We start from the raw sequence: 25,452 nt of genomic DNA on the forward strand, positions 1-25,452 counted from the left end.
ATTAGGGGGCTAAATAGAAATCACCACTAAAGATATTGTAACTTTTCACCCAAGGATTGGATAGTGATTTTGAATCAATGTTTATCGTTGAATTATTTGTAATGAATTATGATGCTATCGTAAGTAGGAGAGAGGAAGAAGGAAAAGACAATGATGACATGGGATTTTTGTGTTTTTTAATTGGGGAAGAGGGAGGGTGAATCGTAAAACATTTGGAGGAGAAGCGATTGAGAATTATTTGGGTAAGATAGAGAGTGTTTTAGAGGGAGGGGAGAGTGTGAAATGTGTTGATATTAACGAATTTTACGATAGCGATTACGATTGAATTTTGGCTGAAATCGAAAAAATGGTCTTGGTGTGGAAATGGAAGTGCTAGGGGCGAATATAACCCCATTTGACGCAATTTGGATGTTTATATACCCCCTCTATAACCTAATATATGGAATCCATTTACGGTTATAAGGACTGTTATAACTGGATTTATTGAACCGTTATTCAGGAATTAACTGAGAGCACATATTAATGAAAAGTCAATAGTTTGTGTGAATATTTTTCAAAAAATTTTATTAATGTTCACAATAACCCTGAAACATTTCTTTTTTATTTATAATCGTGAGAATAACAGCAAGCCGCGAGCCGAAGACTTATTTTCTTTTTAACACACTTGTACTATATTATTCATCCCATTCTTACACTTATTCAATCCACCTAAATCATAATAATCAACTTCATTTCATTAACTGTAAACAAATTAAAAATAATTACATGATATATATTGACTATCTTTAATAGTCGTGATACAATTTAAATATAGTTAATCGATACATATATAACCGAAAGGGGAAATGAAAAATGGCAAAAGCGATCAAATTTATGGGTCAAAATGAAAAATTCGAGAAATGTTTAAATGAAGCGTGGGGGCTGCATTTAGATGAATTCGCGCCCGAACTTGATAACCTTGAAAGCAAAACGATTTCTAGTGTAATGTTTAAGGTTTTATCTGAGCGCGACCTTGCGATTGAGGGACATACGAATGTGCCTTCAAAACACATCAACAAAGTAGATAAATTCCTTTCCAAGTGGAAAAATCACATTGAAAACGATGATGAGAAAGCAATGTATAGGATCTTTTAAAAAAGGGATATGGCCCTTTAAATTTTTCTCTTTTATTTCATACTCATTGAATATATAATATGTTTAGAGGAAGGAGGATAATTTTGAATCATTCGCGAAAAATCTCGCAAGCGTTCGTTAAGACTTATCCAATCCGGTAAATGGTTTAAAGAGTTTGCCCATGCTGAATATAATAACGATCTAAACGTTATGACTCTTTTGCGTTTCTGTTGGGGCTTAGATGATTCAACTAAACAATGGGCAAAGTATAGGCTGTCAGTTGCAAAAGGTGAATGCCAGGAAATCAAAGCAACACGAAGACTGAAAGGTCTAGTAAAGGAACGAAACAAGAAAGGGATTCATAAAATGACAAAAACAAATTAAAAATAGAAATAAAACACGACTCAGTTTTATAACTGGGTCTTTTTTATTTCTATTCTAACCACCTTTACAGCCTCATACAGACGTTACAATCAAATCCTAACCCAAATACACTCATCAACTTTAATCCTTGTTATATCGAACGTAAACACTCTTTATCTATCATCCTAAAAATTATAAACAAATTAAAAATAATGATTGACTATTTAAAGGAGTCGTGATAAAATTAATATATAGAAAGGAGGGGAAAATGTGCTTGATAAGGTAGGTGTTGTATTGGCTACCGTCCTTTCTTTATCAACGTTAACACTTAATATCTTAACGATCATTGAGAAGCTGACAGCGATAAGAAAGGAACGCCAAAAACAGCAAAAGAAAAGGCGTATACATAAGCGAATCCGGGCAAGGCATCGCAGACGTACACGCCAATAATACAGCAAGGCTAGGGGAGACTTCTCCCTTAGCTACACCTACAGTATAACACAATCAAGCACATGATAAAACATGAAGCGTAATCCATTATGGCTAACACATTTATTGTTTATTGTTTGCTTTGTTCTATTCTTGTTCAATAAACAATACTTCAGCAGCACAACACAGATCATTATTTATACGGTGTTTATTGTTACGCTTGTCCTTATTGTGGTTTCATGGTTTGTTTACTTTGGAATCAAGCGTAATCAAAAAAGATGAGTGAAGGTAATCGCTCATCAATACATAACATAAATTAAAAGGAGATAGTGAATGACAAAAGTTAAAGTAATTGATTCAATAATGGGAAGCGGCAAAACAACGTATGTAATTAATATGATGAATAATTCTTCAGAAGATGAACACTTTATTTTTATTACGCCTTATCTTGATGAGGTGGCAAGAATAAAGAAATCATGTACGAATAGAAAATTTTATGAACCTAAAGTTCACAGCGAGGAAGGGGAAACAGTATATAAACTTGATTCACTTCACAAATATTTAGCAGAAAACAGAGATATTGTAACAACACACGCATTATTTAGCATGGCTAATGAAACAACAAAAGAACTTATTTATTCTGGTAACTATACACTAATCCTAGATGAAGCTATGGAGGTTGTAAAAAAATTAAACATATCAAAAGATGATTTAGATATGCTGTTTAAAAACAAATGGATTATAAATAATAACGGTCAAATTGTTTGGAATGCAGAACATGAAGAAAAGTTAAACAGGGAATACAAAGGAGAATTTCAAAACCTTAAACAATTAGCATTGAGCAGAAATTTAATTTTACATAACGACAGCGTTCTTTTTTGGCAATTTCCAGCCGATATCTTTAAACAGTTTAAACAGGTATATAATTTAACTTATTTGTTTGATGCCCAAATACAAAAATATTATTATGATCTGAATAATATTCAATACAGTCTATACACAGTAATTAACGATGGGAATGAATATAAACTAATTAACTATAATAAAGACAATGATAAGAAAATAAAAGCGGATCTAAAAGACAAAATAAAGATATATGAAGGGCAATTAAACAAAATAGGTGATGACAAATATGCATTATCTAAAAACTGGTTTGAAAGACGTTCAGCACTACATAAAAGACTTAAAAATAATATCTTAAATTATTATCAAAATATTATTAAATCAAAATCAAAAGATAATCTTTGGACAACATTCAAAACACATAAAAGCAAATTGAGCGGGAAGGGATACACAAAAGGCTTTTTACCTTGCAATACAAAGGCAACAAATGAATATAGCCACAAAAAGACATTAGTCTATTCAATAAACAGATTTGTCAATCCAGCTATTGACGATTATTTCAGATCAAAAGGAATATTAATTAACCAAGATATCTATGCGTTATCTGAGATGATTCAATGGATTTGGAGATCAGCTATACGAAACGGAGGAACAATAAATATATATGTTCCATCTGCAAGAATGAGGGGATTGTTAAAAAGCTGGCTTGAAAACAAAATTTAAAAGAAGGATATGAAAAAAAAAGCAATAAACCATTTTTAAAAAGCTTGATACACAAGGGGTTTTTAGGCTTGTCTCGTAAAACAAAGGATGTATATAAATTAAAAGAATAAACAAATGAAAACCTTGGGATGCTGACAAACATTTAAAACAGCTTCGCTGCCTTAAATGTTTTGGTCTGCACCATCCCAAACCCTTCACAGACTAATACATAAATAAATTAAAAATAATACATAAATAATTATTGACTATCTAAAATAGTCATGATAATATAATGGTAGATCGGATGAACAAATTAAAAGGAGATATTTATAATGGCATTATCTTATTATGATAAAAGAACGGCAAAAGTTGAAATCATGTGTGAACTTAAAAAAAAGGGGTTGGAATGTATTCGGATATAAACCGGACAACAGTGATCCAATGACTGACTATTTTGATCCTGCATCATGGGATGGTATTGCAGAAAAAGACGGGTACATAATTCTGATTGATATTTATAAACACGATCTAAGTATGTCAGGCAAAAAGGTAACAAAAAAGGGTTATACTATTGATCATGCTAAAATTGCAAAACTTCAAGCAACAATTAATGATAGTGCAGCAAGTGAAAATGAAAAAGAAACGTCCAGAAAAATCATTGAAAAAATGAGACAAAAAGAAGAAATGGAAACAGTTGTTGTCTCTCAGTATCCAGTCTTTAAACATGCCAACCCAAGCCGAACAAATTGGCATATCGAAAAAGATGGGGAAATCATTGCTAAAGGTAACCGCGCTTTTTCTTTCTTTGATTGGAATAATAAAGAAGAATCACAAGCTAAACTTGTGAAATTCATCGACGGTTTAGAAAACAAAATCAATGAACAATCAAAACTAATTCCAGTCAAAAAACAAGTTATCAAAAAAGTTGTCAAACCTGTATCAATTGATCTGACTATTGAAGAAGCTCAAGAGGGACAGACATACCTTGTAATTGATAAGCCTTTGACATATGGTGTACAACAAGGATATGTTTATAAATTAACTAGAAAACAAATGTTTAACGGTAAATTGTCTGTATCTTTCGTAAGAATGAATAAAAAATTAAATAAAGAGCTTACGGGTTCAAGCAATCCAGCAAACACTATGTACTTTTCCGAATCTAATTTCAAAAGACTTTTTGAAAAAGGGTGCTTTCACTTTGCAGAGTTGAAAGAGGTGGAAGAGGTCACGGAAAAGACTGTATATGTAAAGGCAAAAAGAGACACAGCCCAAAAAGAAAACCTTTTAACAGGTGAATCAGTCGAAACAACAAACAAAGCGGCAAATGAAAACGTGCAAGAAACAACAGAACAAGAAACAGTTACATATACACTTAACGAAGAGAAAAACGGTGTTGAAATCCGTTTCAGCTCTAAACCATCCGAAGAGATACGGGAGCAGATGAAAGCGGTCGGGTTCCGGTGGTCACGTTATTCTAAGTGTTGGTATGCTAAACAGTCAGACAGTACAATTTCACTTGCTAAAAAACTAAGCTCGAATGATCTTGAAAGCCAAGAAAACGCCTTTGAATATCCTGAAATAGATATTGATGATGTTGAAACATATGTCATTGATCAAACAATACAAGATCGCGAACATGATGCACATTGGATTTTTAGAACAACTAAAAGAGATCACACAAAGGAAATACAAAACCTGTTTAATTCTTGGAATGATGAAGTTAAAAAGCTAATTAAAACAACTGATAATCAAAGCATTATATACCATCTTAAAAAGGACTTGCAGCGGTTCAAAAAGCGTTATTATGATCTGTACGTGAAGTATTTAACTTTAAGGGGAAATAACCCTTCCTGGGCGGTAACTGGACGTGCTGGGCGTAATATGAATAGATATAATAAGCTAGTAGACAGAGAAAACGCCGTAATGCTTGAGTTTACGGGAATTCCGGAGGAATTTAAAAGAAAACTATCCGAAGCAAAGGACAGAATTAGACATACAAAGAAAGAAAAAATCAAAAAACTGGTTTTGAAGATTAATAATGTTATTGAGTTTAAAGCAGAAAATAAAGAATTTACTTTTATGAATAATCTAGAAAAAAAGCGGGTTTACACTCACGGGGATTGGTTTATCTGCAAGACATGTGGGGTTTTTAGGATTTTTTATAAAGGAAATGAAGTCCATACAATGCTAACAACAGAAACATTAAACGATGCTAAGAAATACGCGACCTATTTAATAAATCAATCCAATACAAAAATATCATAAACGAATTAAAAATATATATTGACTATTTAAAATAGCTGATTTATAATAAAGCCATAAGGAAAAATAAATAAGGAGGAGAATAAAAAGATGAAAACTTATACATACAAAGGGCAAGAAATGAGCCTAGTAGACTTTTTTGAAGATATTATCTTAGATTGCTTTGCTGAAGCTGTCTTTAGTGTTGATCATTGCGTTTATGGGGATATGACAGAGGAGCAGCAAAAGAAGGTGAAACAAACATTCTTTGAAATGCTTGAACAAACGGAAATCGAAAAAGACTTTGATAAAAAATATAAATTTCCTATGATGATTTACGATTTCAAAGGAATGTATCCGGGGAACTGTGTTGCTGACCTTTTAGAATCATTTATGTATCGTGAAGACGAAAAAACATTCACCGAAGCGGCTAGGCAACTTGAACTTTTAAAAGACGAGAAGGTAACAATGCTCGAATATGATGACTTTGGTTTTCCAAGTGTTACGCAAACAGTTGTCAAAAATGTGTCAGTAGAACCTTATGCACAATATAAATACAGCCTTTTTCTTACTCACAGAGTGAAACGTAAACGCACTGATTATAAGGAAGTATTTACACCTGTTAATACATTAATTGTATATAGAGGGTGGCATGACATTGATCCGAGAGCTACAGAAGTAGTAAGCGAGACAGCGGACTTGATTGTAAAACAAAGCAGATACGGAGCATTTGACGCTCGTTTTATAACAGATGCTTCAAGCTCAACTAATTTAAAACCAGTTGTTTATATTACAAGGTAGTAAGAATAATGAGAAAAAGAGCGGGTTTCATGTATAGCAAGCGTGTAGGCGATCCATCAAGCAAATACGGTTTAAATCCTGATCAATTTGAAATTGATATCATGAATAAACAAAGGCAAACCCAAGAGCTTAAAGAACATTATAAAGAATCCTTATACGAGTTGATTAAAGTTAATGCTGTAGGGTATGAAATGTTTCCTGATGATAAATTTTCCTTAATTCTAGAATGTTTAAGAGAAATCAAAGACAAATTAAAAATAAATTAAAAATATGTATTGACTATTTAAAATAGTCGTAGTATAATAAAATCATAAGAGAAAGCGTTATTGAAAAACACTATAAACAAATTAAAAGAAAAAAACAAAGAGGGGGAGAAAATGAGAAATAAAAAGTTAATGGAAAAAGTAATTGATTTAGATACGCAAGTTTTACGAACAAGAGAGCAGAGTTTGAGGGTAATGATACAAATCGCAATAATTAGACAAGCGTTTGGAGTTAAAAACGATGAAACTAACCAGCCCGTTAGAGATTATGAACGAGATGTCATTCTATCCGATGATGAAATAAGAAAGCAATTCAATGAGGAATTAAATTGGCTAAACTTAGCTAAAGAAAGAAGTGATTTAGGGGACGTAAAAGAGTTTGAAAATAGAGTGCACTATTTTATTGACGGTGTAAGATTTTTTAATGCTAGCTTAGCAGATGAATTTGAAACATATGTTAATTGAAAAAGAAAGGAGCGGTTAAAATGACAAAACAGTATATCATTAAAGATCTTCAGACGGGAGACTTTTCACACCATAATACACTAGACGGAATTTTCAACGACCTAGTACAAGATTTCCTTACTTATGATTGGACTGACGAGGAAGCCGATAAATTTAAAAAGGAATTTAAAGAGTACACGGAAGATCAAAAAATAGACTTTGTACAAGACGAGTACGAATATAAGCTAATCCCGTATCCTACTCCGCAACAGATAGCAGAATGGGAGGAGTTCTCCGGAAGGAAATGGGAAGAAGCCGAAGAACCTAACAGGGTGTTTGTCGTCTATACTTTACATATTCGTGACAGAGGGAGAGGAGGGCACACATGGGGTATTGAAGGTGTGTTCTATGATCGACATAAAGCAAACGAAAGAGCTGTTGCAATAAGGGACAAACATATAGAAGAATGGTACACTTCTCAAAATAACGATTCTTATGAAATTTACGAGTTTATGAAAGGTTTACATACTAGTAGTGTCGAGAGTGATAACAGTTCTTTTGAAATCAGTGTAACGGAAGAATATTGCGAGTAAAGATATTTTACATAGATGGGAAGGATTTAACAATGACACACAACGAAAAATTATTAAACGCATTAATACAATTCAAAAATTCAGCATATGAAATCCGGGAATTTTGGGAGCAAGCCGACAGCATAACAGATAGTAATCTTTGTGATGATTATCCATTTGATAATGATTTCTGTGAAGTGGTTGAAAAAATCGGTGACTGGGTAATGACACAAAAAAGCTTATTAAATCAAAATAAAACAAATTAAAAGGATATAACAGACATCGTATAACAGTCGTGGCGGCAACATTAAACAGGCATTAAGCCGCCAGCATTCCCCTTATTGGGGAGGTTGCAACAAAAATAATTCGTGTTAGGAGTTTGAAAATATGTCTACAATTTGGATATTAACTGAGGAAGGTTGGAAAAACACAGATGAAGTCCTTACGCCACGTACGTGGAAGATTAAAAAGAAAGCAGTAGCACAACCTATAAAGGTTAATGAAGAAAGAACGAAAAAGATTTTAAGCGATTTACCGATGGTTAGGATTAATCGCCATAAAGGGTATTATCTGATTCATTGCGGTGGTGGCATAAGCTTTAGGTTTGATGATTAGGAAATAAACACGTACCAAAATTAGAGAATAAAATGCATATTTTAAACAGAATGGAGAGAAAAACATGTTAAAAAAAGGTGACAAAGTTGAGTACGAAGGTGTTATTACAACTTGTGTAAATGACTAAGCTTTTCGGTTATTTTCCATTAGTGGTTCAATTAGAGGATTTTGAAGGATTGATTAATGCAAAACTTCCTAAAAAGGTTGAGGTTAATGAAAAAGAAGATGCTAAAAGTTGACTAAGTTGAGTTCTGAATAAAACAACAATTTTAAACTGAATGGAGAGAGCAAAATGAAAACAAATAAATGTACACTGGATTATCTCAAATTAAAAGAAGAGTTAGAACAAGAAAATATGATTATCGAAGCTGTAAGAAGTAGAAGAAATAGAAATCAGAAATTGACATATATCTTTCTAAAATCAATGTACATAAAATATTTTGTATTTGTTGATGGGGAAGGTTACTATTCAGAGGGAGAGGAAACTTGCGTAAACGTTTATTGTGGCAACGGTGATACTAAATACGGAGCGTGGACTTTAGAGAGTTGGCGGCCGAGCTCAAGAAAATAAATAAACTTGGTTGAAATAAAACAGCAGTTTTAAAGGAATAATATGATGGAATATTATGCTATAATGTTGAGTTGATTAGGGGGGTATTTATGAAAAGAAAATTAATTCTAACTAGTTCAATTTTAATTATTACAATTGCTACATTTATTATTTATAAACACTATAATCAAACAAATAGTGAGGAGACCTATAATCAAGATAAGATCATCCAACCGAATCCGGTTGTGGATTTAAACTCAAATGAACCAAAGGACGAAACAGATGAATATGATGTTTACGCCTATCGTCTTGACACAAGAGAAATAAGCGAAAGAAATGGTGCAAAAGAATACGTGTATGGAGGAGATGCCCTAGATAGAAGTGAAGCAGAAGTTTATGGTTATAAAACCACACCTATAAAAAATGAAGAGGAACAGAGTTTTAAATTTTGGAGGTTTGACGTTGATTTTGTCCCAGAAGAAGGGGATATAATTTTGGTGAAATATCCAAGAGGAAATCATAAAGAATATACTGATATCCAAGTAATTTATGATCCAATTGGAGATCAAAGTAGGGATATAGATTGGTAAACCTAATATTTAAGAATGATTTAAATAAAAACACCATTTTAAAAAGAGTTTAAAGCAACCAAAAAGGGATACCCTTTATAAAGCGTATAACAGCTCTTATCCTTTTTTGCGGGCAAAATTTTGATACACAAATGGATTTTTTAAGATACTACATAGCTCACTAAAAAAATTAAAACAGTATAACAGCAGCGGTAAAAAGTTGCGGGCAATTTTTGCGGAAACGATATAACAGCCAACTTGAAAAATCGCGGGCATTTTCTTAAATAGGAAAATTTTGATTGACGTTTTTAAATAGTCAAAGTAAAGTTGTATAAGAGGTGAGAAAAATGATTAGATCAAATTTGAAGGCTATTGCAGATGAGGCAGGTATTTCAATTTCTCGATTAAGTGCCGAAATAAATCATGGGAAAGAAACCGTTAGAAAAATGTACAACGATGACATGGAACGATACCCACGGGAATTGCTTGATAAGCTTTGTAAGCATTTCAACTGTGAACCAGGAGATTTAATAAAATTTGAAAAAGATGAATAAATTTCTATTTTATTATTGACTATTTTAAATAGCCGTAATATAATTGAGTTATGAGGTTAAACGAATTAAAAATAATTTAATGGGGGATGAAATATGGTGAAATCAAGAGAAGATGTATTGAATTTATTGAAACGTAAAGGATTTGCTTTAAAGACATATGAAGATCAAGGACTTACATTTTATACAGTTACATATAGTGATCCTGGGATTGTAAAAGGGTTCATTGACAAGTTTTATGAACCGTTAGAAGAGGAAGAGGAAGAGGACTTCGATTGTACAGGTATTGAATTCGTTGTTGAGATTCGAGATGATTTTGAAACTCCTCAATGGTGCTTTGCTAATGGTTTAGAAAAATATCATATTTTTGATAGCGTAGATGAATTTGTTAAGTTCGTTGAAGAGCTGCCGAATATCTGAATGAAATCATACTTTTAAATAAATTAAAAAACAAGGAAAAGGGTTGAGGGAAATGAATAACTTAGAACAACATTTGAAAGAGCAAACAGATGCCTTTCTAATCGACTGCTTTAATGAAATTGAGGAATGGGGAAAATCTAGAGTCTTGGGGCAGGGGAAAGTCAGAAATCTGTATGAGTCGTTTAATTTAAATATTACTCAACTTCACATGATTAGTCAGGTTATTTACAAGGAAATGGCATCGCGGTTTGTTGAAAGCAAAGTGGATTGAACTGTTTTGTTCAATCCATAAAAAATAAGTAAAGGTGACAAATCAAATGGATAACAGCCCATCAGTTAGAACGTTAATTTTTTCCGCACATGTCCAGAGATTGAAAGAGCTGCTGTCTAAACTGCCTGATGAGTCAATTACAAACGAAGAACTACGCGAATTGGCCAAACTTCATGCAGAGTGTATAGAGATGTCTGCACATGTTGTGGAGGAAGCAAATCGATTTCTTTTAGAGTCTGATTTGCTTCCTGAAGACGATGCTAAAGAAATGAATGAGCTGCTACATAAGATCAAGGAAAGCAACAAAGGTAAGAAATATTTTTAGAAGAAGGAAGCGGGGGAGTATTTATGGAGCAGAAATATAGAGTGATCAAGGATATTCCGGAAGGATGGGAAACAGGTGCCACATCAGGGGATGTATTAACCGTAAAGCCTTGGAAAGGAGAATTGACCTTGATGAAAGGTGATAAAGCTGTATGCGATACTGATTCTGAATACGCTAAAGATTATTGCGAAGAGATTGAATAAAACCAGTCTTTTATATAGTAATAGTAATTGGAATAAGGGTGATGCTTTTTGCGAAAAAGAGAGATACATAAATACCGAGAAAAATTTATTAATAAATTTCTTGAAACCATAGAGCGTAATGAAAGCTATTTAGAATTCATTAATACTCATAAAGAAGAGCTTTTATCTAACTATAATATAGGTGTTTGGGAAGTTACATTTTTTGATGTTTTTAATAATAAACAATTGAACAATTTAATAAAGGGAATACATAATTTAAATAATAAAAAATACAGAATTGAACTTTCATTAATTCCTAAAAAATATAAGAATTTAATGTATTTGAATATCCAATACGATCGTTCTAGTACGCGGTCGTTATGCAAAGTAACTTTTTTAGATGATTTATTTATAGATGATGTGGAAGCAGGTTTTACACAAATAAATAATAATCAAGCAGTAGTTGAATTTAGAATCTCATTTAAAAAATCTATGACTCATGAGCTCTGGATTGATTTCATAAAAGAAAATAAAGAGCTGCTTTACAAGAAAAAGTTTTTTGGATGTTACGATATTGATAAAATAATTAGATCAGAGCATTATTCCTTGATTTATAATTCTATTTCTAAGGTTAGAGATGCAGCCCTGCAAGCAAAGCTATTAAATACGTTTAGATTGAATTTTGGAAGCGAATATATTTTGCCACAATATAACGCAGTTTATGTTCCTCAAGAACATTTTAAAAACGAGTATTTTAACGATGTCTTTCTCTGTAGAACTTATGAAATTGAAAATAAATATCTGGTTGTTGATTTAACGAGCGAAGAAGGATTAAAAATGAATTTGTACTTTTCTGGTGCATATTCAGCAATGAATTTTTTGCAACTACTTTCTAATTATAGGATGGATTTTTATTATTTTCTATTCGAAAAAATAGAAAGTTTTGAAATTGACTCAAGGATTAACAAATATTTTTCAGGTTCAAAAAAGAGGGTCTCCCTAAACGATTATAAATGGTTGATTAACAAAATACGTTCATTAAATGATAATAAACTACATCAGGGCTATCGCGATTCTAAAGAATTATTAGAAAACTGGACACCTTTTTATGGGGGGGAAGAAGAAGATTCAATTAGTTTTGAAAATGGGCAATATACAAAGAAATATAATACTATCTATGAGGAATGCTTTGATCATATTAAAATGGCTTATTCTATTCAGAAGGAAAATTTAGTTATACTAATAGCAACTTTATCACTCATTGCATCATTGATCGGTATTTTTACAACTGTATTGTTAGAGTTTATATAAAATTACGATTTTAATGGAAAAGGTGAAATCATGTTAAAAATCATTTTAAAAAATGGACGAGAGCTGTTGAATGATCCTGAACTAGGCTTGAATTTAGAATCAAAAGAAGAAATCGAAGAAAACTTAAGTGTAACTGGACGCTATGATTTGTGCACCAGTGATGAAGGATTTATTTGCTTATCTGTTGATGAGATTAAGGATATCATTTGAAATAATGATTGCGATAAAATGCAATTTTAAAGGGTGTTAACTATGAGAGTTAATCGAAATCCGTTAAGGGAAATAATAGGAACAATACAGGTTGAATTTTCACCTGACAGTATTTCAATACCCATGGAAGTTTATGAATGTGGACATTATGCTCCTCCAAAACAAGACATAATTGGCGAATACAATGCGGTAAGGAGAAGATGCGCGAAATGTGGAAGGGGGAAGCCTCCTCAACTTACAAATTTAGAAATAGAACAAATTAAGAACGGTAAACGATTGTTGAAAATAGAAGAGTAGACCGTGAAAATCGAGGTGAGAAAATAGATGATTAAGGCTTATACAGTCGGACATAGAATCCCTGAAGAGATCAAGGCATGTATTTCTGAATGGAATTACTGGAATTGGATTGTTACTGCAAATACACCGAAGAAAAATAAGGATGCTAAAGAGATTATAAACAAAATTGAGCCTGATGTTGATAAAGTTGCAGTATTTAAGAATGGGGATATTGACGTTTATGTTAGCTACATGTTTCCCGTTAAGTAACTTTAAATAAAAGAAGCATTTTATAAAAACTTATGCCCGGTACAACACCCTAATATTTGTGATATAATCTAAATATTACAATAACAGGGGAGTGATGGGGATGAGAAAAGTAAGAACAGATTTAAGCCCTAACGAATTGAAGAGAATGTTCGAGAGCGGGAATCTTTCATTTGATTACCCAATTCAAAGAAAGCCTGGGCAATGGAACTTGTTTAAACAATCAGAACTGATACATTCTTTTGTTTGTGATGATCCTATTCCTGATATGTACGCAGTACAGAAGGATGGAATAATCTATATCATTGATGGGAGCCAAAGACTAACAAGTGTCTTTTCTTACATAGATAATGAATACAAATGTCACCCGAACACTCCAAATGCCAAAATGGATTTATATAATATGAATATTGAGCTCTCAAATAAAGACTTCAGCCAACTAGATGAGGCTGCTCAAAACAAAATTCTTAATGAAAAGCTAAATGTCTACATCTTAGAAAATGCTACATATGAAGATATTGAGCGAGTAATAAGAAAATTAAACAATGGGTCTCCCATGACTAATTCACAAAAAATCAGAGGGGTATTAGGGAAGGATCTTTCAAAAACGCTCAAAGAAATTGCTAAAAAGAAATTCTTCGAACAAACAAAATTGACTCCTAAAGCCATTGATCGACATGAAGATGAGGCAGTTATCATACAGACTCATATGCTGTTTTATGAAAATGACTGGAACAAATTAAATTCTAGGGATGTTTTGAATTACTCTGAAGTGATTAGACGTGAAGATAGAGTAGATTGTCTTCAAAAAATTTCGGAAGCAATAGATTATTTAATAGAGGTTTTAGATATAGCTAAACAAAAATTTGTTTTTTCTAAGGAATTAACAAGGATACTAAGAAAGGCTCATCTTCCTATGATCATTTATACAGCGATATTTGCATTAGAAAATAATGTTACAGCAAGACATTTTGCAGAATGGCTGTTTACGGAGATGAATGATCAGCTTAATCCAGATTTTCCAATAGATACTGGTTATAAAAAATACTGTGGACATGGTTCCACTGCTAAAGTAAAGGTTCTTGGACGAAGAGACTACATGATGAGCAGTTTTGAAAAGAATCTAAAGAAGAGCGTTTAAATGCTCTTCTTCATCCCGCAGCGGCGACATTCACGCAAGAATATGCCGTCTTTAACCGAGCTTTTAAACAAGGTATTGTTACAATTATCGCAACGTCCATGATGAGCATCTGGATACTCTTTGTAGTCATAGACAATTGAAGTATCATAGCCCTTTGTTTCAAACTCTTTCTCCATGAAAAATCACCTTCATAATAAAATCAACTTTATAAGAATAACAAACCTTGATACTCAAATACAGACCTATTTTAAAGAAATGAGGAGACAAAATGAAACTGCCCAAAGTCAAAATTGACATCGAATGGAATGAGCTTAACAGTGATAAAAGGATTGAAGACATCGAGGGATTGATGGAAGCAAACAAATTAAAAAACAATGATTTTAGCTACTTTTTTGAATTGCATGAAGACGAAAATGCTGTAGTGTTTGTGAATGTTTCAGGGTATGACCTTGAGGAAGAAGATATTGAAAGTGGCACCGGAAGAGTTTTTCAAACTGAAACAGCAATTATTATCAAAAAAGCGGACAATGTAAAGCTAATCAATGAACTACGCTTTCGCGGCGACTATAATGGAGATATGCTTGATAAATTGAACAATTTATTAAAAGATAAACCTGTTTGGACAATAGATGATTTTGAAAAAGCTGGTGTAAAATTAAATGTTCACGGCTATGATCCTTTCGGATATTCTTGGTACGATTACATCGATGAAGAATAAAGCATTACCGTTTAAATCCTAATTAAAAGTATAAACAAAACACAAATCAGACATAACAGCAGCCGACAATGATTACGGCCAATTTAATCGAATTAAAACAAATTAAAAATAATTACATGGGGGGTGATTAAGATTGACTATTGAAAATTGGAAAGACAATTTGATCTTTATTGGTGTTTTAAGTCTAGGACTAACAGTGTTTGTATTATCTCTCGCACATTTTGGGCACTAATCCTTTCCTATGTTGTATAATGTTAATAATGAGAATACATAGATTGTGTTTGTATTATTGATTAAAGGAAGAGGAATCAAATGGTTAAAAATCTGAAAGCTGAATTAGAAAGGTTTAATGTTACACTGAAAGATCAAGACAATAGCGTCTTGTGTCAAATGGAACTGAATATTAGAAATCAGGATGAGACTATGACGAAAATTAGAGAACTCACTGAGTTGTATATGAAATCTATTGAGGGTGTTACTGCAATTACAGAAACAGTTCATTGCTTAAACTCTGGGCTAGAAATAGAAGAAACGGTGACAAAGATTTAAAACGATGAGGGGGAACAAATTATGATTTATGGATACACTCGAATGAGCATGGAGATACAGAAACCTATGCTACTTAAACATATTGATGAACTCAATAAAGCAGGCGCCGAAAAGGTCTATTACGATGTTCCCGGAAGACATGAACAACAAGCACTCAATGAATTAATCACTGATTTAAAGAGTGGGGATACAGTATATTTATTGAGTCTGGATCGTCTCTCAAGAGATGAAAAGGAAATGAAATCAATCTTAGAAAAGATTAGAGCAAAAGGCGCGGAAATAAAAGTATTGGTTAAATAAGGACAGAAGAAGATGATATGGTTGAGGATTTTCAAATAAAATAATTGTTTTAAGGGGATGTAGAGGTGCTCTATGAGAGACGATGAGCGTATTAACAGAATAGCAGGGTTGATTACTCAAATATGGGAGCAGCAGCACGACAAAAGCTTTCTGCAGCTTATTGAGACTTTAAAGATCGAATACATTAGTCAGCAGACTATTATAAAAAAAGAAACGGGTCTCGATGAGCTTAATGACGAAGAATTTGAGAGGTTTCTTAAAGAGCACTTAAATGACATAATTGGAGAGAATATTTATGACTGAAGGATGGACACGAGATCTGGAAAACAGAGTAAAAGAAAGAATATAAGAGAGGGTATAGAGCAGGGGCAAACTCAGCAGAGTAACAGAGTTAGAAAAAAGAATTCAAGTTCTAGAAAATGTTCTGCTTGAGTTCATTGGATACGAAGATGAGTGGTTGTTTACCAAAACGAATTTAATGAAAAGAAAAAAAGAAGAGCTTGTGGATATGGTTATTAATCAAAGGCAACTGATGCGGGAGCTTTACAGCAACTTAGACGACAAAACAAAAGCAGAATTAAACAAGAAAGTTGAAGATATTATATGGCCTGTGATGCACAGGGGAGAGTAAGCTCCTGTGCATTTTAAAATTTATAAACAAATTAAAAGTAACGATTGACTATTAATGTGTGCCATGATATTATGAATATATATTAATAGGGGAAACGTGGTGAAAGAATTGGAGTTAAAAAGGTTATTAAAGAACAAATGTGAGGAAGAGCGAGGACTCGAAAAAGAACTCGCTAAAATAGCTGGATATTCTAATTCATCTGGGTTTCATCAATTTATTTTTAACGAGAAAAAAGAAATGGATAACATCCAGGGCTTAATAGATGTTGTTCAAAGGGTTTCCCCTGATAATGAATTTGAATTAATGAGTGAATACATATTGACTTTAGATCCTAATAAGTCTGCTGCAAGACAAGGATTAGAGTATTTGAGTGTCAATCAGCTATACGATGCTTTAGATACTCATATCGAGAACTTAAGAGTTGCTAAAAATGCAATCAGTAAGGAATGGGGAAAGGTATACTCTCTCCAAAGAGAACTCGACTGCGGAAAGATAAGCATCGAAGAGTGTATAAGGATTCTAGGAGAAATTAATCCTAAATCACCTGAAATGAAGGTTTATTCAAGGTTAATCCCTATGTACGCCGCATTATCATTAAATCAATTCACTAGGTTGATGGTGATGAGCGAAGATGTAATTTTAAATAGAATTACAACACAAAATTATGTTTATTATTCGTACAAAAGCAGGTATATGCTTTTGTTGGCAAACTGTTGTTTTGGCAGTAATGATTTGAAAAAAGCTAGGGAGTATGCCAAGTATGGCATAAACAATTCAAATGTTAAAAGAATCATTTTTTTCTCCTACCTTACATATGGAACCACTTTAATGTTTAGTGATTACTCTTCTGCTAAGGAAATCTTTTTAAAGGGTATGGAAATTGCTAAAGGAAATGATTTTTATGAACAGCAAATAAAGAGAAGCCTTTGTTTTCTAGAAAACGTGTGGAATAAAGAAAACCAATATTTGAACATAGAGTCCAATGAAATTATGGATAAGCAAGAAGTTATTCACTATCTTATTAGAAAAGGAAACATTGATGAGGCTAAAAGAATGCTAGAGCAAATTGAAAAATTAAATCATGATGATTATGAATTGGGGATACATTTTTATTTAAAAGGTTTAATTGGTAACTCTCAAACTCATTTTTTGAGATCAATCAAGCACTTTAAGATCAGTGGGGATAAATTTTCGGCTACTTTGCCCATTATTGAATTAGAAAAATTAGGTTTAGACAAGGCTATCTTAGATGTTTTAACAATATAATCATCTGAACTTGAAAGGAGGTGATAATATATGAAGAAGTGGCTATTTGGTATTGCAGTTGTGGCAGCATTATTAATTACTGGTGTTGCGGTTGCAGAATCAACACATCAAGCTGAAGGTGGATATTATATTGCAGGATTTCCACGAGGAGCTTAATGTAAATTAAAAGTGGATTATTGAGTACATAACTGGACGTTTGACACTTTAGTCAAGCGTCTTTTCCATTTTCTTAGAATTTTCATTAAAATTCAAATTCTCCATTTCAGTAAAATCATAAATCATGCAGCACATTCAAAAAGAGCCAAAAAGAATGTGCTATTTGCCGTGGAAAAATAATCTAAAAGGGTTTACAAAGCTTACTATATCAATTAAAATGATAATATATTAATAAATAGTTTAGTTAGAGAGGGGTTAGAATATGATTCCATGCGGCAAACAAAGTAATAACACAATTGAGTACTTTAAACAAGCATATGAAAATAAATTGAGAAAGTACGGAGAAAAATGGATTTTTGATGTTGAACATAAACAAGAGCAGCTAGATAAAGAAAAGAGAAAAAATATTAGAAAAGAACTCACAAAAGGTTATATGGCGCTGCTGAGTGCACAAATAGGGGAAAAATAAATGAGAAAAACAAAAGACAAATTAAAAGTAGATAATGATTACGAAGAAATTGTAAAGAAGTTTCAAGACGAAAGGATACATATTAGACATCAATTATTACGATCCCGCAGCTCAATGGAGTTGTTTAAGGCGAAATTAAGAATAGATGAATTTTTTAAGCAAATAAACGAAACGATTAAAATAATTAGAATAACTTGTAGTGATCTATTTGAAAAGAAAGAAAAAAATAAAGAAGCTCTAAAATTTTTATTAGACATAAAAGAAGACGCATTATACGAATTTGGAGTTTTTTTATCTAAATAAACACAAATTAAAAGTATAAATTGAATACATAATATAGCTTATAAAAAGGGGGATCACGGATAATGGGTGCTGAAGTTAAGCCTATCCGGGAATACTCGGTCTTTAATGATATTTTAACCTATTTAAGAGAGAAAGACACCGAAAGCTTGGCCGGGAATGTTAAGGGATTTGACAGAAAACAAAAGAAAAAATCCAAGTATGGACTTCAATCTAACACAGCAATAAATTATTTAGGTGATATAAAGCAGTTCTTTAGATTTTATTGTAAAACTGAAATTGAATTTTTAAAAGAGGAGCATCTGTCTTTTAAAAGGTCAGATGTTTTGGCATTTAAACACCATCTTGCACAAAAGGGATTAGCTAACACAACAATTAATCGAAAGATCGCGGCATTGAAATCGCTTCACTCGGAGCTCAAGAGACTATATCCTGAATTTGTAGACGATGATGCTTTCTATAAAATTAAAAGAAGTCCTGAAATAAAGAGAACTAGGGCAAACACTTCCCAAATTCAAGCAGAGATGATCTGTGAAAATATGTTCATTTATGAAAAGCAAAAACCACTTTTAAAAAAATTGTTCGGAGGTTTTTTGCTTAGATCATCTTTCAGAATATCGGCTGCCCTGTACGTTAGATGGTGTGATTTTGAGGTTTCTGCTGAAAACCCAGATTGGTTTAGAGTCACTGTCATTGACAAGGGGGCGAAATTGCGTACTACAGGTATACACAGAGTGTTCTATGAACAGTTACTTGCATTAAGGAGCGAAGAAACAAAAGACACTGACAGAGTGTTTGAAGGACTTTCTGAAGACGCTTTTAGAGAATCTCTAAAGCGTGCATTAAAAAGACTTGGAATACCAGAAGAAAAAGGTATAGTGCCTCATTCATTTAGGGGTGTGGGAATAACTGAAGTATTTGAGGCGACAGGGAAAGATTATAGAGCTGCAATGAAGCAAGCAGACCACAGCAGATTCGACACAACACTACGTTATTTAAATGATAATAAAGACATTTCACAGACTGCAGGTATTATAATGGATGAAGAATTAGATGTATCAATTTTGAAAGACATTACAAAAGAAGAATTTTTACGTTTTTTTGAGCAGTGTGATAAACAAACTTTAAGAAAGGCATTACATTTTTTCGCGGTTAAACCATTATAATCTTGATTAAAAAAAGGCGATCTGCTACATTTAATTTAGATTAAATGAGGTGATGTAATGAATTCTCCAATCATTTTTGATGCGGAAGCAGATAAAAAATTAATGGATGGGCTACTTGATATTAAATTAAAAATACAACACGATAATAAATTAATGATTTCTTTTAGAAATTTGATGGCTAAAGATAAATTCCAGCCTGGTAAAACGCAGGAGCTTTTTAAACAATTGAGTAATCCAAATGCTGTTTTTACAACAATTGAAAAATATTTTCTTGCAAAAAATTTGTATACTTTAACAAGAGATGAAACAATTTCACCGGAAAATTATTTTCCCCCTAACCGCATTAAGGAGATGGAATTAAATTGGGAGGGTTATGAGAGTGAAGAGGTTTCATTTCCTTATACATTCACAGATGTAACAAAGGTTTCAGAAGATAATTTTATTTTTCTTGTTAAGGCAAGTGAACTGCATAAACTATATGAATCACAGTTATTGCGCTATAATCCAAAAGCTCAGAGAACAGATAAAACACTTTATATCGAAGAGATTGAAGATGAAATACCAGTTCCCGATCTTGTTGAGGCTTCCGTTGAAGCAATTGCAAAATTAGTGGAACAAAATGATTTAAATAAATCAGTATTGACTTTCAATGCCTTATTAGGCAGCTCAGAAGAGGGAATTGAACTGTTATTTGATCCGGAAGATAGAAAATTAACTGTCACTAAAGGGACGCAATTAGATGTGATTGATGGATGGCACAGATTGAACGGTATAAATAGAGCATTCAGAAGGAATCCAAGCGTTAACGATTTTTATTTGAAAGTTGATTTGTATAACTACACAATGAAAAAAGCGAGAAAACATTTTGGACAACAAAACACCATCAACCCTGTAGCAAAATCTAAAGTTGCAGAAATGAGTGAGAATGATTATCTGTCAACTATTATTAATTTTATTAGAGATAACAGTGATATAGGTGAGTACATTAAAGTAAATAGTGATGAAATTTTTAGAAATGAAAAATTCGTCATTACATTCCAAAGGTTTGTTTCAGGATTAAAAATGGTTCTCAATGCTTTAAATTACAAAGTGGATAATTTAGCTGAGGCAAGAAAGTTGGGCATGTATCTTACAGAAGTGTTCAACACTGTTTTTTATTCATATATTGATGATTTTACAAATCATTCATTTGGCAAAGAGAGAAGAAGTCTAATCACCGCGTCTCCTGTTATAATAGGCATTTTAGCATTAGGAGTAAAAATGAAACAGGAGTCAAAATCTGCCGAGGAAATCGATAAGGCACTTTTGAATGTGGATTTTTCCATGGATAACGATCTATGGAAAAGTCTAAAAGTATTAAATAATAAAAAGCATGTTCAGTTTAGGTACGGCTTAAAACATGTGATTGATTACTTTTCCAAGTTAGATGTCTAAGTTTAGAGGTGCTTATAATGAAATTATATAATGAGGATATAAAGAATAAATTTTTAGAAATAGTCAATGAGAAAGAGGTGCCTCAAATCCTTTCTATATTTAGAAGAGGAGCAGAGGTTGAAAAATTTTTAAAGAAAGATCTTTATGATTTTAACTCTAATGAAATCCTTGATTATTTGACACTCTTGAATAGATCTACAACTTCATCTTTATTGAGCTGCTGGTCACACATTACAAAGTATATTGATTGGGCGATTTATCAAAAAATAACTAAAGGCACTACAAACTTGTCTAGAGATCTGACAATTGAAGATGTTAAAAATTGTATTGACGAAGGAAAAAAACTTTATATTACTGCTAATGAATTTGAAGGGATTATTGACACTTTAGTTAATCATAGGGATAGAGCTATGTTTATGCTGCTGTTTGATGGAGTTCAGGGGCATAGATGTAGTGAAATACGTAATTTAAAAAAAGCCGATGTTCTAAAAGCCAAAGAAAACGGAAACATCTTAACTGTGCATGATGATAAATATGGCTCAAGGGAAATCAAGGTCAGCGATAAATGTCTAAATGAATGCATTCTTTCAGCAGATGAAAATAAATATCATAACAAGAATGGAGCTTCAGAATCATCAAAAGGGAGTATGTTTACATTAGCGGATAATGAATATGTTATTCGGAATAAAAAAACAAGTACCCAAAAAGACTTAGAGAGATCTTCTTTTAATGTTGTTGTTTATACGATGAGGACTGTATTGGCCCCAGAAGTTAATGATTACCCTTTCTTAAATCCGACAAGGATAAATAGATCTGGTGTTTTGTATGAAGGCTATAAAATATATAAGGAAAAGGGTAAATTAGAGAAAAAGGATTATGAGCAGATCATCAACAAAAGAAGTGAACGGTATGATGACTTATCTAAAAAAATTTATAGCATCAAACAGTATGTAAATGAAGAAGAGATTAAAAAGTATTACGCTAAAGAACTTGGAATTAAAGACGGCATTAAAATGCGTTAATGAAATGAGCGCCCAGAGTAGGGGTGCTTTTTTATTTTACTAAAAATCAGATTTGAAAATTCAATAAAATTTTGAGTAGATTTATCGGAGAAATCCATTCAAATGAGTCTATTCGACATAATGAGACAAAAATAGCTATTCTCTTAAGAATTGACATATAGTAACATAGTCATACGGAACAAAGAGATGTTGGTGAGTATAATGAGTCATAAGTCCTTTTTATTTAGGATATACTTTCAGAATATTATAAATAAGGTCTTTTAGCCTAGTGATTTGAGGATATAAAAATACCTCTAGAAATGTTTAGCAAAAAGAGGTATAATAAACTCACGAACAAAACAGAACAAGCGTTCTATTCCAGAAATTCATTATATAGGGGAAATGATAATGGCACAACAAAAATATCTAAACAATTGCTTGCTACAGATTGACACTTTCATTGAGAATTCAGCAGACTCTGTGAAATCTTCAAAAAACAAAGCTGAATTTTTACTTGAGAAATTGCAAGAGGCTTACAAAATTGTTTTTATAAATATAGACGGGGAAGCTGAAGAGTTTGATATCTGTAACCTTGAGTATGAAGTTGAAGACACAGAAGAATGGGAAGACGGCTATATAGAGGATACAGATGCAGCATTGAATCAAATGATTAAAATTTAAAAGGACAACTGAAATGGATATATCAATTGATATTGCCTTAGATAACATTGAAATCAAATTGAAGAGCAAAAGTCAAACCGAGAGCAATTTGAAATTAACGATTACCACTGAAGATATAGTGAAGTTAAGAAATGAAATCAACGAGTTCATCTTCAAAATCAGATGACAGTCAATGTCAATAGGGATGGATGAAAGTAAATAAATTTAATGACTTTTCAAATCCCTATTGACTAAACATTTTCTGTATAATACAATATAAACAAATTAAAAGTATAATAAGGGTGGTGTTAAAGATAGAGATTGTTTTTCAAAAGATGAAGAAGATACTTGATTCACACAGTAGAGCACTACATGACATGAAACAAGGGGATTTCAGACGGGCAATCGGGGACTTGCATTTTGTTATCGAAAACGCCCAGGAAGCAACATACATACTGAATGAACTCATTGAGGAGAGGGAAGAGAATGATTGCAGCATACCCGACGAAAATTTTTATGAAAGATTACAATAAAATTAGCTTATTAAAAAGAATTAGAGAAAAAGAGGCAGTAGGATGGGAGTGCGCTCAACGTATTTCAAAAAGATGTGTAGAAACAGTACTACATAACTGCAATAAACGTACATATTCAAGTCGATTCGAATATTTTGTGGTAATGAAGAAGTCAAACACTAATTAAAAGTGTAATTGAAACATTGTTTTAAATAAAAGATGTATTTTAAACAAATTAAAAAGAGGTGATTGATTGTTCGGATTAGGAATCGCCTTGCTCATTTGGTTAGCCACTGGATTCCTGGCAGGAGTAAAGATGGTTTTTGTAGATCAAATCTTTGAAAGAGATCTGGTAAGGGAGGCACAAAAAGAACTAGATCTGATGAAAGCGGATGTGGCAGAGTTTTTCCTGGAAAACAAAAAGGCTTTTATCGCGGCCATGACTTTGTTGGGGGTTGTAGTGGTTGTTGTCCTGCTCAAAGAAAACATAAAGTCGTGGATGAAGAATTAGTTTCAAAATAATTAAAAGGATGGTTAGGATGTTTGTTAAAAAACAAACCAAAAAGATGGTTATAGAAGTGTTTCATAATTCCTTGGACGAGATGTGGGAAACAATCAAGCGACTGGAACAAGAGGGGTGGTCTGGAAACACAAGAGTGAGCGTTGTAGGGATGCCTCTCTTTGAACTTAAATTGCGTAACGATGAGGAGGTAAAGAGGTTTAAAGAACTTTATCAGATGACTAAAGTGCAAGAACCTGAAAGGGGTTCATACTTTAATGATTGTCCATTTGTCCTCTTTACAATACATGAGCGTGAAATCAAATAAAATTGAAGTTTCAATTAAATACAGGAGGAGATCAGTGATTGCTGAAAAAACTAATGCCTCAGTAAAGATGTATTTAGAGGATGATCTAGCAAAGTTATATCAAGAACATTTTCGATTGATAACGGGGCAAGACCTAAAAAGTAATTTGATAGAGAATAAATCATCTGTAATAAGTGCAAAAGAGATTGAGAAGTGTATACAACTGTTGCATAACGATTATCATAACTTAGGGATTAGAATATCTGTGTTTCAAAATAAAATTCAAGCATTACTTAATTTTTTGAACCCACTTGGAGCACCTTTTTGCTTAAAAACCATCAGAAGTATCTTTAGAAAACAACTGGTTGGTTTAAATGGGTTTGGGATTATTCACATTTATCCATTCAATTATCCAAAAGATATAACGTACTACAAACAGACTATAAAGCTCTTTATTCTCGAAACACTGTATCATGAACTTAGACACGCTTACCAAGATGAGTTTATGACTTGCGTTAAAGATTCGAAATATATAGATGGAGGTCAACCTGGCTATTTTGCACAGAAAAGCGAGCGAGGACACTTTGCGACTAGAATGATGAATAAGTTTCATGATGACATTAATCAGATTCTAGGAATAAAGTTTAAATGGGAATCTTGCTGGGGACGATTAGAGATTTATGAATAAAATTAAAATAAAAAGACTGTTTTAAAGAGAAAGGAGCTGAACTATGGCAATTGATTTTGCAAAGCTAAATGATCCAGAATGGAAAAAGCAGTGGGCTGATGAAAGAAGGGAACGTGAGCGAGAATTTAAAGAAAAGGAAGCACTGAGAAAGAAAACAGTATGTTTCACAGGCCACAGACCAAACAAACTTGGTGGTTATGATATGAAAAATCCAACAATGCTTAAACTCAAAGATAAGCTACTTGAAGTCATTGAGGAGTTAATCATAAAAGAAGAGAAGTCGAGGTTTATAACTGGTGGAGCGTTAGGAACTGATCACTATTTAGCCCCCTAATGA

Annotated in this window: 40 protein-coding genes and 1 pseudogene; 40 read left to right on the forward strand and 1 reads right to left on the reverse strand. The window is 32.6% G+C overall.

Annotated elements, in window-relative coordinates; translation table 11 throughout:
* Nucleotides 1-196: 196 nt before the first annotated feature.
* The 23 genes from AB447_RS27295 (at nt 197) to AB447_RS17025 (ending at nt 14,459) form a co-directional block, all read left to right on the forward strand.
* A complete protein-coding gene (locus tag AB447_RS27295; RefSeq protein WP_277620358.1) occupies nt 197-325 on the forward strand; it encodes a hypothetical protein in 129 nt (42 codons plus the stop codon).
* 527 nt (nt 326-852) lie between these two features.
* Complete coding sequence (locus AB447_RS16920; RefSeq protein ID WP_006640599.1) at nt 853-1,134, forward strand: hypothetical protein; 282 nt, start codon at nt 853-855, stop codon at nt 1,132-1,134.
* A 612-nt stretch (nt 1,135-1,746) separates the two neighbouring features.
* Nucleotides 1,747-1,926 (forward strand): type I TA system toxin YonT, encoded by a 180-nt coding sequence (yonT, locus tag AB447_RS16925; RefSeq protein WP_006640598.1) that lies wholly within the window; start codon nt 1,747-1,749, stop codon nt 1,924-1,926.
* 312 nt (nt 1,927-2,238) lie between these two features.
* Entirely contained in the window at nt 2,239-3,471 is a 1,233-nt protein-coding gene (locus AB447_RS16930; protein WP_048356385.1) for a hypothetical protein, read from the forward strand.
* A 360-nt stretch (nt 3,472-3,831) separates the two neighbouring features.
* A complete protein-coding gene (locus AB447_RS16935; protein ID WP_241494781.1) occupies nt 3,832-5,715 on the forward strand; it encodes a hypothetical protein in 1,884 nt (627 codons plus the stop codon).
* An 87-nt stretch (nt 5,716-5,802) separates the two neighbouring features.
* Nucleotides 5,803-6,492, forward strand: a complete 690-nt coding sequence (locus AB447_RS16940) for a hypothetical protein (protein WP_048356384.1) — start codon at nt 5,803-5,805, stop codon at nt 6,490-6,492.
* A gap of 8 nt (nt 6,493-6,500) precedes the next feature.
* On the forward strand, nt 6,501-6,758 hold the full coding sequence (locus tag AB447_RS16945) for a hypothetical protein (RefSeq protein ID WP_048356383.1): 258 nt from the start codon (nt 6,501-6,503) through the stop codon (nt 6,756-6,758).
* A gap of 60 nt (nt 6,759-6,818) precedes the next feature.
* Entirely contained in the window at nt 6,819-7,220 is a 402-nt protein-coding gene (locus AB447_RS16950; protein WP_241494782.1) for a hypothetical protein, read from the forward strand.
* A gap of 20 nt (nt 7,221-7,240) precedes the next feature.
* Nucleotides 7,241-7,792 carry a hypothetical protein gene (locus tag AB447_RS16955; RefSeq protein WP_048356382.1) on the forward strand — a complete coding sequence of 184 codons (552 nt, stop codon included), beginning with the start codon at nt 7,241-7,243 and terminating at the stop codon, nt 7,790-7,792.
* Between the two features lie 32 nt (nt 7,793-7,824).
* Entirely contained in the window at nt 7,825-8,037 is a 213-nt protein-coding gene (locus tag AB447_RS16960) for a hypothetical protein (protein WP_048356381.1), read from the forward strand.
* A 121-nt stretch (nt 8,038-8,158) separates the two neighbouring features.
* Nucleotides 8,159-8,386: a hypothetical protein gene (locus AB447_RS16965; RefSeq protein WP_048356380.1), complete on the forward strand. Its 228-nt coding sequence runs from the start codon at nt 8,159-8,161 to the stop codon at nt 8,384-8,386.
* Nucleotides 8,387-8,678: 292 nt separating this feature from the next.
* Nucleotides 8,679-8,957, forward strand: coding sequence for a hypothetical protein (locus AB447_RS16970; RefSeq protein ID WP_048356254.1), 279 nt, complete (start codon nt 8,679-8,681; stop codon nt 8,955-8,957).
* 89 nt (nt 8,958-9,046) lie between these two features.
* Nucleotides 9,047-9,526: a hypothetical protein gene (locus AB447_RS16975; RefSeq protein ID WP_053075445.1), complete on the forward strand. Its 480-nt coding sequence runs from the start codon at nt 9,047-9,049 to the stop codon at nt 9,524-9,526.
* Nucleotides 9,527-9,852: 326 nt separating this feature from the next.
* Nucleotides 9,853-10,059, forward strand: a complete 207-nt coding sequence (locus AB447_RS16980) for a helix-turn-helix domain-containing protein (RefSeq protein ID WP_006640584.1) — start codon at nt 9,853-9,855, stop codon at nt 10,057-10,059.
* A gap of 93 nt (nt 10,060-10,152) precedes the next feature.
* Nucleotides 10,153-10,476 carry a hypothetical protein gene (locus tag AB447_RS16985; protein ID WP_048356253.1) on the forward strand — a complete coding sequence of 108 codons (324 nt, stop codon included), beginning with the start codon at nt 10,153-10,155 and terminating at the stop codon, nt 10,474-10,476.
* 52 nt (nt 10,477-10,528) lie between these two features.
* On the forward strand, nt 10,529-10,747 hold the full coding sequence (locus tag AB447_RS16990) for a hypothetical protein (RefSeq protein ID WP_009328344.1): 219 nt from the start codon (nt 10,529-10,531) through the stop codon (nt 10,745-10,747).
* Between the two features lie 46 nt (nt 10,748-10,793).
* Nucleotides 10,794-11,072 (forward strand): hypothetical protein, encoded by a 279-nt coding sequence (locus AB447_RS16995; RefSeq protein WP_048356252.1) that lies wholly within the window; start codon nt 10,794-10,796, stop codon nt 11,070-11,072.
* Nucleotides 11,073-11,095: 23 nt separating this feature from the next.
* Nucleotides 11,096-11,275 (forward strand): hypothetical protein, encoded by a 180-nt coding sequence (locus tag AB447_RS17000; protein ID WP_048356251.1) that lies wholly within the window; start codon nt 11,096-11,098, stop codon nt 11,273-11,275.
* 48 nt (nt 11,276-11,323) lie between these two features.
* The gene (locus tag AB447_RS17005) at nt 11,324-12,565 is read left to right on the forward strand and encodes a hypothetical protein (protein ID WP_006640582.1); all 1,242 of its coding nucleotides are present in this window, start codon (nt 11,324-11,326) and stop codon (nt 12,563-12,565) included.
* A 30-nt stretch (nt 12,566-12,595) separates the two neighbouring features.
* The gene (locus AB447_RS17010) at nt 12,596-12,775 is read left to right on the forward strand and encodes a hypothetical protein (RefSeq protein ID WP_048356248.1); all 180 of its coding nucleotides are present in this window, start codon (nt 12,596-12,598) and stop codon (nt 12,773-12,775) included.
* Between the two features lie 42 nt (nt 12,776-12,817).
* Nucleotides 12,818-13,072 (forward strand): hypothetical protein, encoded by a 255-nt coding sequence (locus tag AB447_RS17015; RefSeq protein ID WP_048356247.1) that lies wholly within the window; start codon nt 12,818-12,820, stop codon nt 13,070-13,072.
* A gap of 27 nt (nt 13,073-13,099) precedes the next feature.
* A complete protein-coding gene (locus tag AB447_RS17020; protein WP_006640579.1) occupies nt 13,100-13,321 on the forward strand; it encodes a CAP domain-containing protein in 222 nt (73 codons plus the stop codon).
* 100 nt (nt 13,322-13,421) lie between these two features.
* Entirely contained in the window at nt 13,422-14,459 is a 1,038-nt protein-coding gene (locus AB447_RS17025) for a DUF262 domain-containing protein (RefSeq protein WP_006640578.1), read from the forward strand.
* Here the strand turns inward: AB447_RS17025 and AB447_RS17030 are convergent.
* Complete coding sequence (locus tag AB447_RS17030; protein ID WP_048356246.1) at nt 14,456-14,635, reverse strand: DUF8096 family protein; 180 nt, start codon at nt 14,633-14,635, stop codon at nt 14,456-14,458. The genes AB447_RS17025 and AB447_RS17030 overlap by 4 nt on opposite strands.
* Before the next feature lie 92 nt (nt 14,636-14,727).
* Between AB447_RS17030 and AB447_RS17035 the strand changes: the two genes are divergently transcribed.
* The 17 genes and pseudogenes from AB447_RS17035 to AB447_RS17110 form a co-directional block, all read left to right on the forward strand.
* On the forward strand, nt 14,728-15,177 hold the full coding sequence (locus tag AB447_RS17035; RefSeq protein WP_048356245.1) for a hypothetical protein: 450 nt from the start codon (nt 14,728-14,730) through the stop codon (nt 15,175-15,177).
* Between the two features lie 312 nt (nt 15,178-15,489).
* A complete protein-coding gene (locus AB447_RS17040; RefSeq protein ID WP_048356244.1) occupies nt 15,490-15,726 on the forward strand; it encodes a hypothetical protein in 237 nt (78 codons plus the stop codon).
* 21 nt (nt 15,727-15,747) lie between these two features.
* On the forward strand, nt 15,748-16,026 hold the full coding sequence (locus tag AB447_RS17045; RefSeq protein ID WP_053071233.1) for a recombinase family protein: 279 nt from the start codon (nt 15,748-15,750) through the stop codon (nt 16,024-16,026).
* Between the two features lie 72 nt (nt 16,027-16,098).
* The gene (locus AB447_RS17050) at nt 16,099-16,329 is read left to right on the forward strand and encodes a hypothetical protein (RefSeq protein WP_048356243.1); all 231 of its coding nucleotides are present in this window, start codon (nt 16,099-16,101) and stop codon (nt 16,327-16,329) included.
* 154 nt (nt 16,330-16,483) lie between these two features.
* Complete coding sequence (locus AB447_RS25915; protein WP_156415995.1) at nt 16,484-16,657, forward strand: hypothetical protein; 174 nt, start codon at nt 16,484-16,486, stop codon at nt 16,655-16,657.
* 99 nt (nt 16,658-16,756) lie between these two features.
* Complete coding sequence (locus AB447_RS17055) at nt 16,757-17,923, forward strand: AimR family lysis-lysogeny pheromone receptor (protein WP_053075444.1); 1,167 nt, start codon at nt 16,757-16,759, stop codon at nt 17,921-17,923.
* A 30-nt stretch (nt 17,924-17,953) separates the two neighbouring features.
* Nucleotides 17,954-18,079, forward strand: coding sequence for a lysogeny pheromone AimP family peptide (locus AB447_RS25920; protein ID WP_156415996.1), 126 nt, complete (start codon nt 17,954-17,956; stop codon nt 18,077-18,079).
* A gap of 262 nt (nt 18,080-18,341) precedes the next feature.
* Nucleotides 18,342-18,548, forward strand: a complete 207-nt coding sequence (locus AB447_RS17060; RefSeq protein WP_048356242.1) for a hypothetical protein — start codon at nt 18,342-18,344, stop codon at nt 18,546-18,548.
* The gene (locus AB447_RS17065; protein WP_048356241.1) at nt 18,549-18,851 is read left to right on the forward strand and encodes a hypothetical protein; all 303 of its coding nucleotides are present in this window, start codon (nt 18,549-18,551) and stop codon (nt 18,849-18,851) included. It abuts the gene before it with no gap.
* A gap of 62 nt (nt 18,852-18,913) precedes the next feature.
* On the forward strand, nt 18,914-20,014 hold the full coding sequence (locus tag AB447_RS17070; RefSeq protein ID WP_006640567.1) for a tyrosine-type recombinase/integrase: 1,101 nt from the start codon (nt 18,914-18,916) through the stop codon (nt 20,012-20,014).
* Between the two features lie 57 nt (nt 20,015-20,071).
* On the forward strand, nt 20,072-21,448 hold the full coding sequence (locus AB447_RS17075) for a DNA sulfur modification protein DndB (protein WP_048356240.1): 1,377 nt from the start codon (nt 20,072-20,074) through the stop codon (nt 21,446-21,448).
* Nucleotides 21,449-21,465: 17 nt separating this feature from the next.
* Complete coding sequence (locus AB447_RS17080) at nt 21,466-22,470, forward strand: phage lytic cycle repressor MrpR family protein (RefSeq protein ID WP_006640565.1); 1,005 nt, start codon at nt 21,466-21,468, stop codon at nt 22,468-22,470.
* A gap of 387 nt (nt 22,471-22,857) precedes the next feature.
* Nucleotides 22,858-23,130, forward strand: coding sequence for a YopT family protein (locus AB447_RS17085; protein WP_048356239.1), 273 nt, complete (start codon nt 22,858-22,860; stop codon nt 23,128-23,130).
* A 744-nt stretch (nt 23,131-23,874) separates the two neighbouring features.
* Nucleotides 23,875-24,132, forward strand: coding sequence for a hypothetical protein (locus AB447_RS17095; protein WP_048356238.1), 258 nt, complete (start codon nt 23,875-23,877; stop codon nt 24,130-24,132).
* Nucleotides 24,133-24,160: 28 nt separating this feature from the next.
* Nucleotides 24,161-24,448, forward strand: a complete 288-nt coding sequence (locus AB447_RS17100; RefSeq protein ID WP_048356237.1) for a hypothetical protein — start codon at nt 24,161-24,163, stop codon at nt 24,446-24,448.
* Nucleotides 24,449-24,482: 34 nt separating this feature from the next.
* Entirely contained in the window at nt 24,483-25,115 is a 633-nt protein-coding gene (locus AB447_RS17105) for a hypothetical protein (protein WP_048356236.1), read from the forward strand.
* Nucleotides 25,116-25,158: 43 nt separating this feature from the next.
* A pseudogene (locus AB447_RS17110) lies at nt 25,159-25,431 on the forward strand (SLOG family protein); the annotation flags it as partial.
* Nucleotides 25,432-25,452 lie beyond the last annotated feature (21 nt).

It is taken from the genome of Bacillus glycinifermentans (genome assembly GCF_001042475.2).
Lineage (GTDB): Bacteria > Bacillota > Bacilli > Bacillales > Bacillaceae > Bacillus > Bacillus glycinifermentans.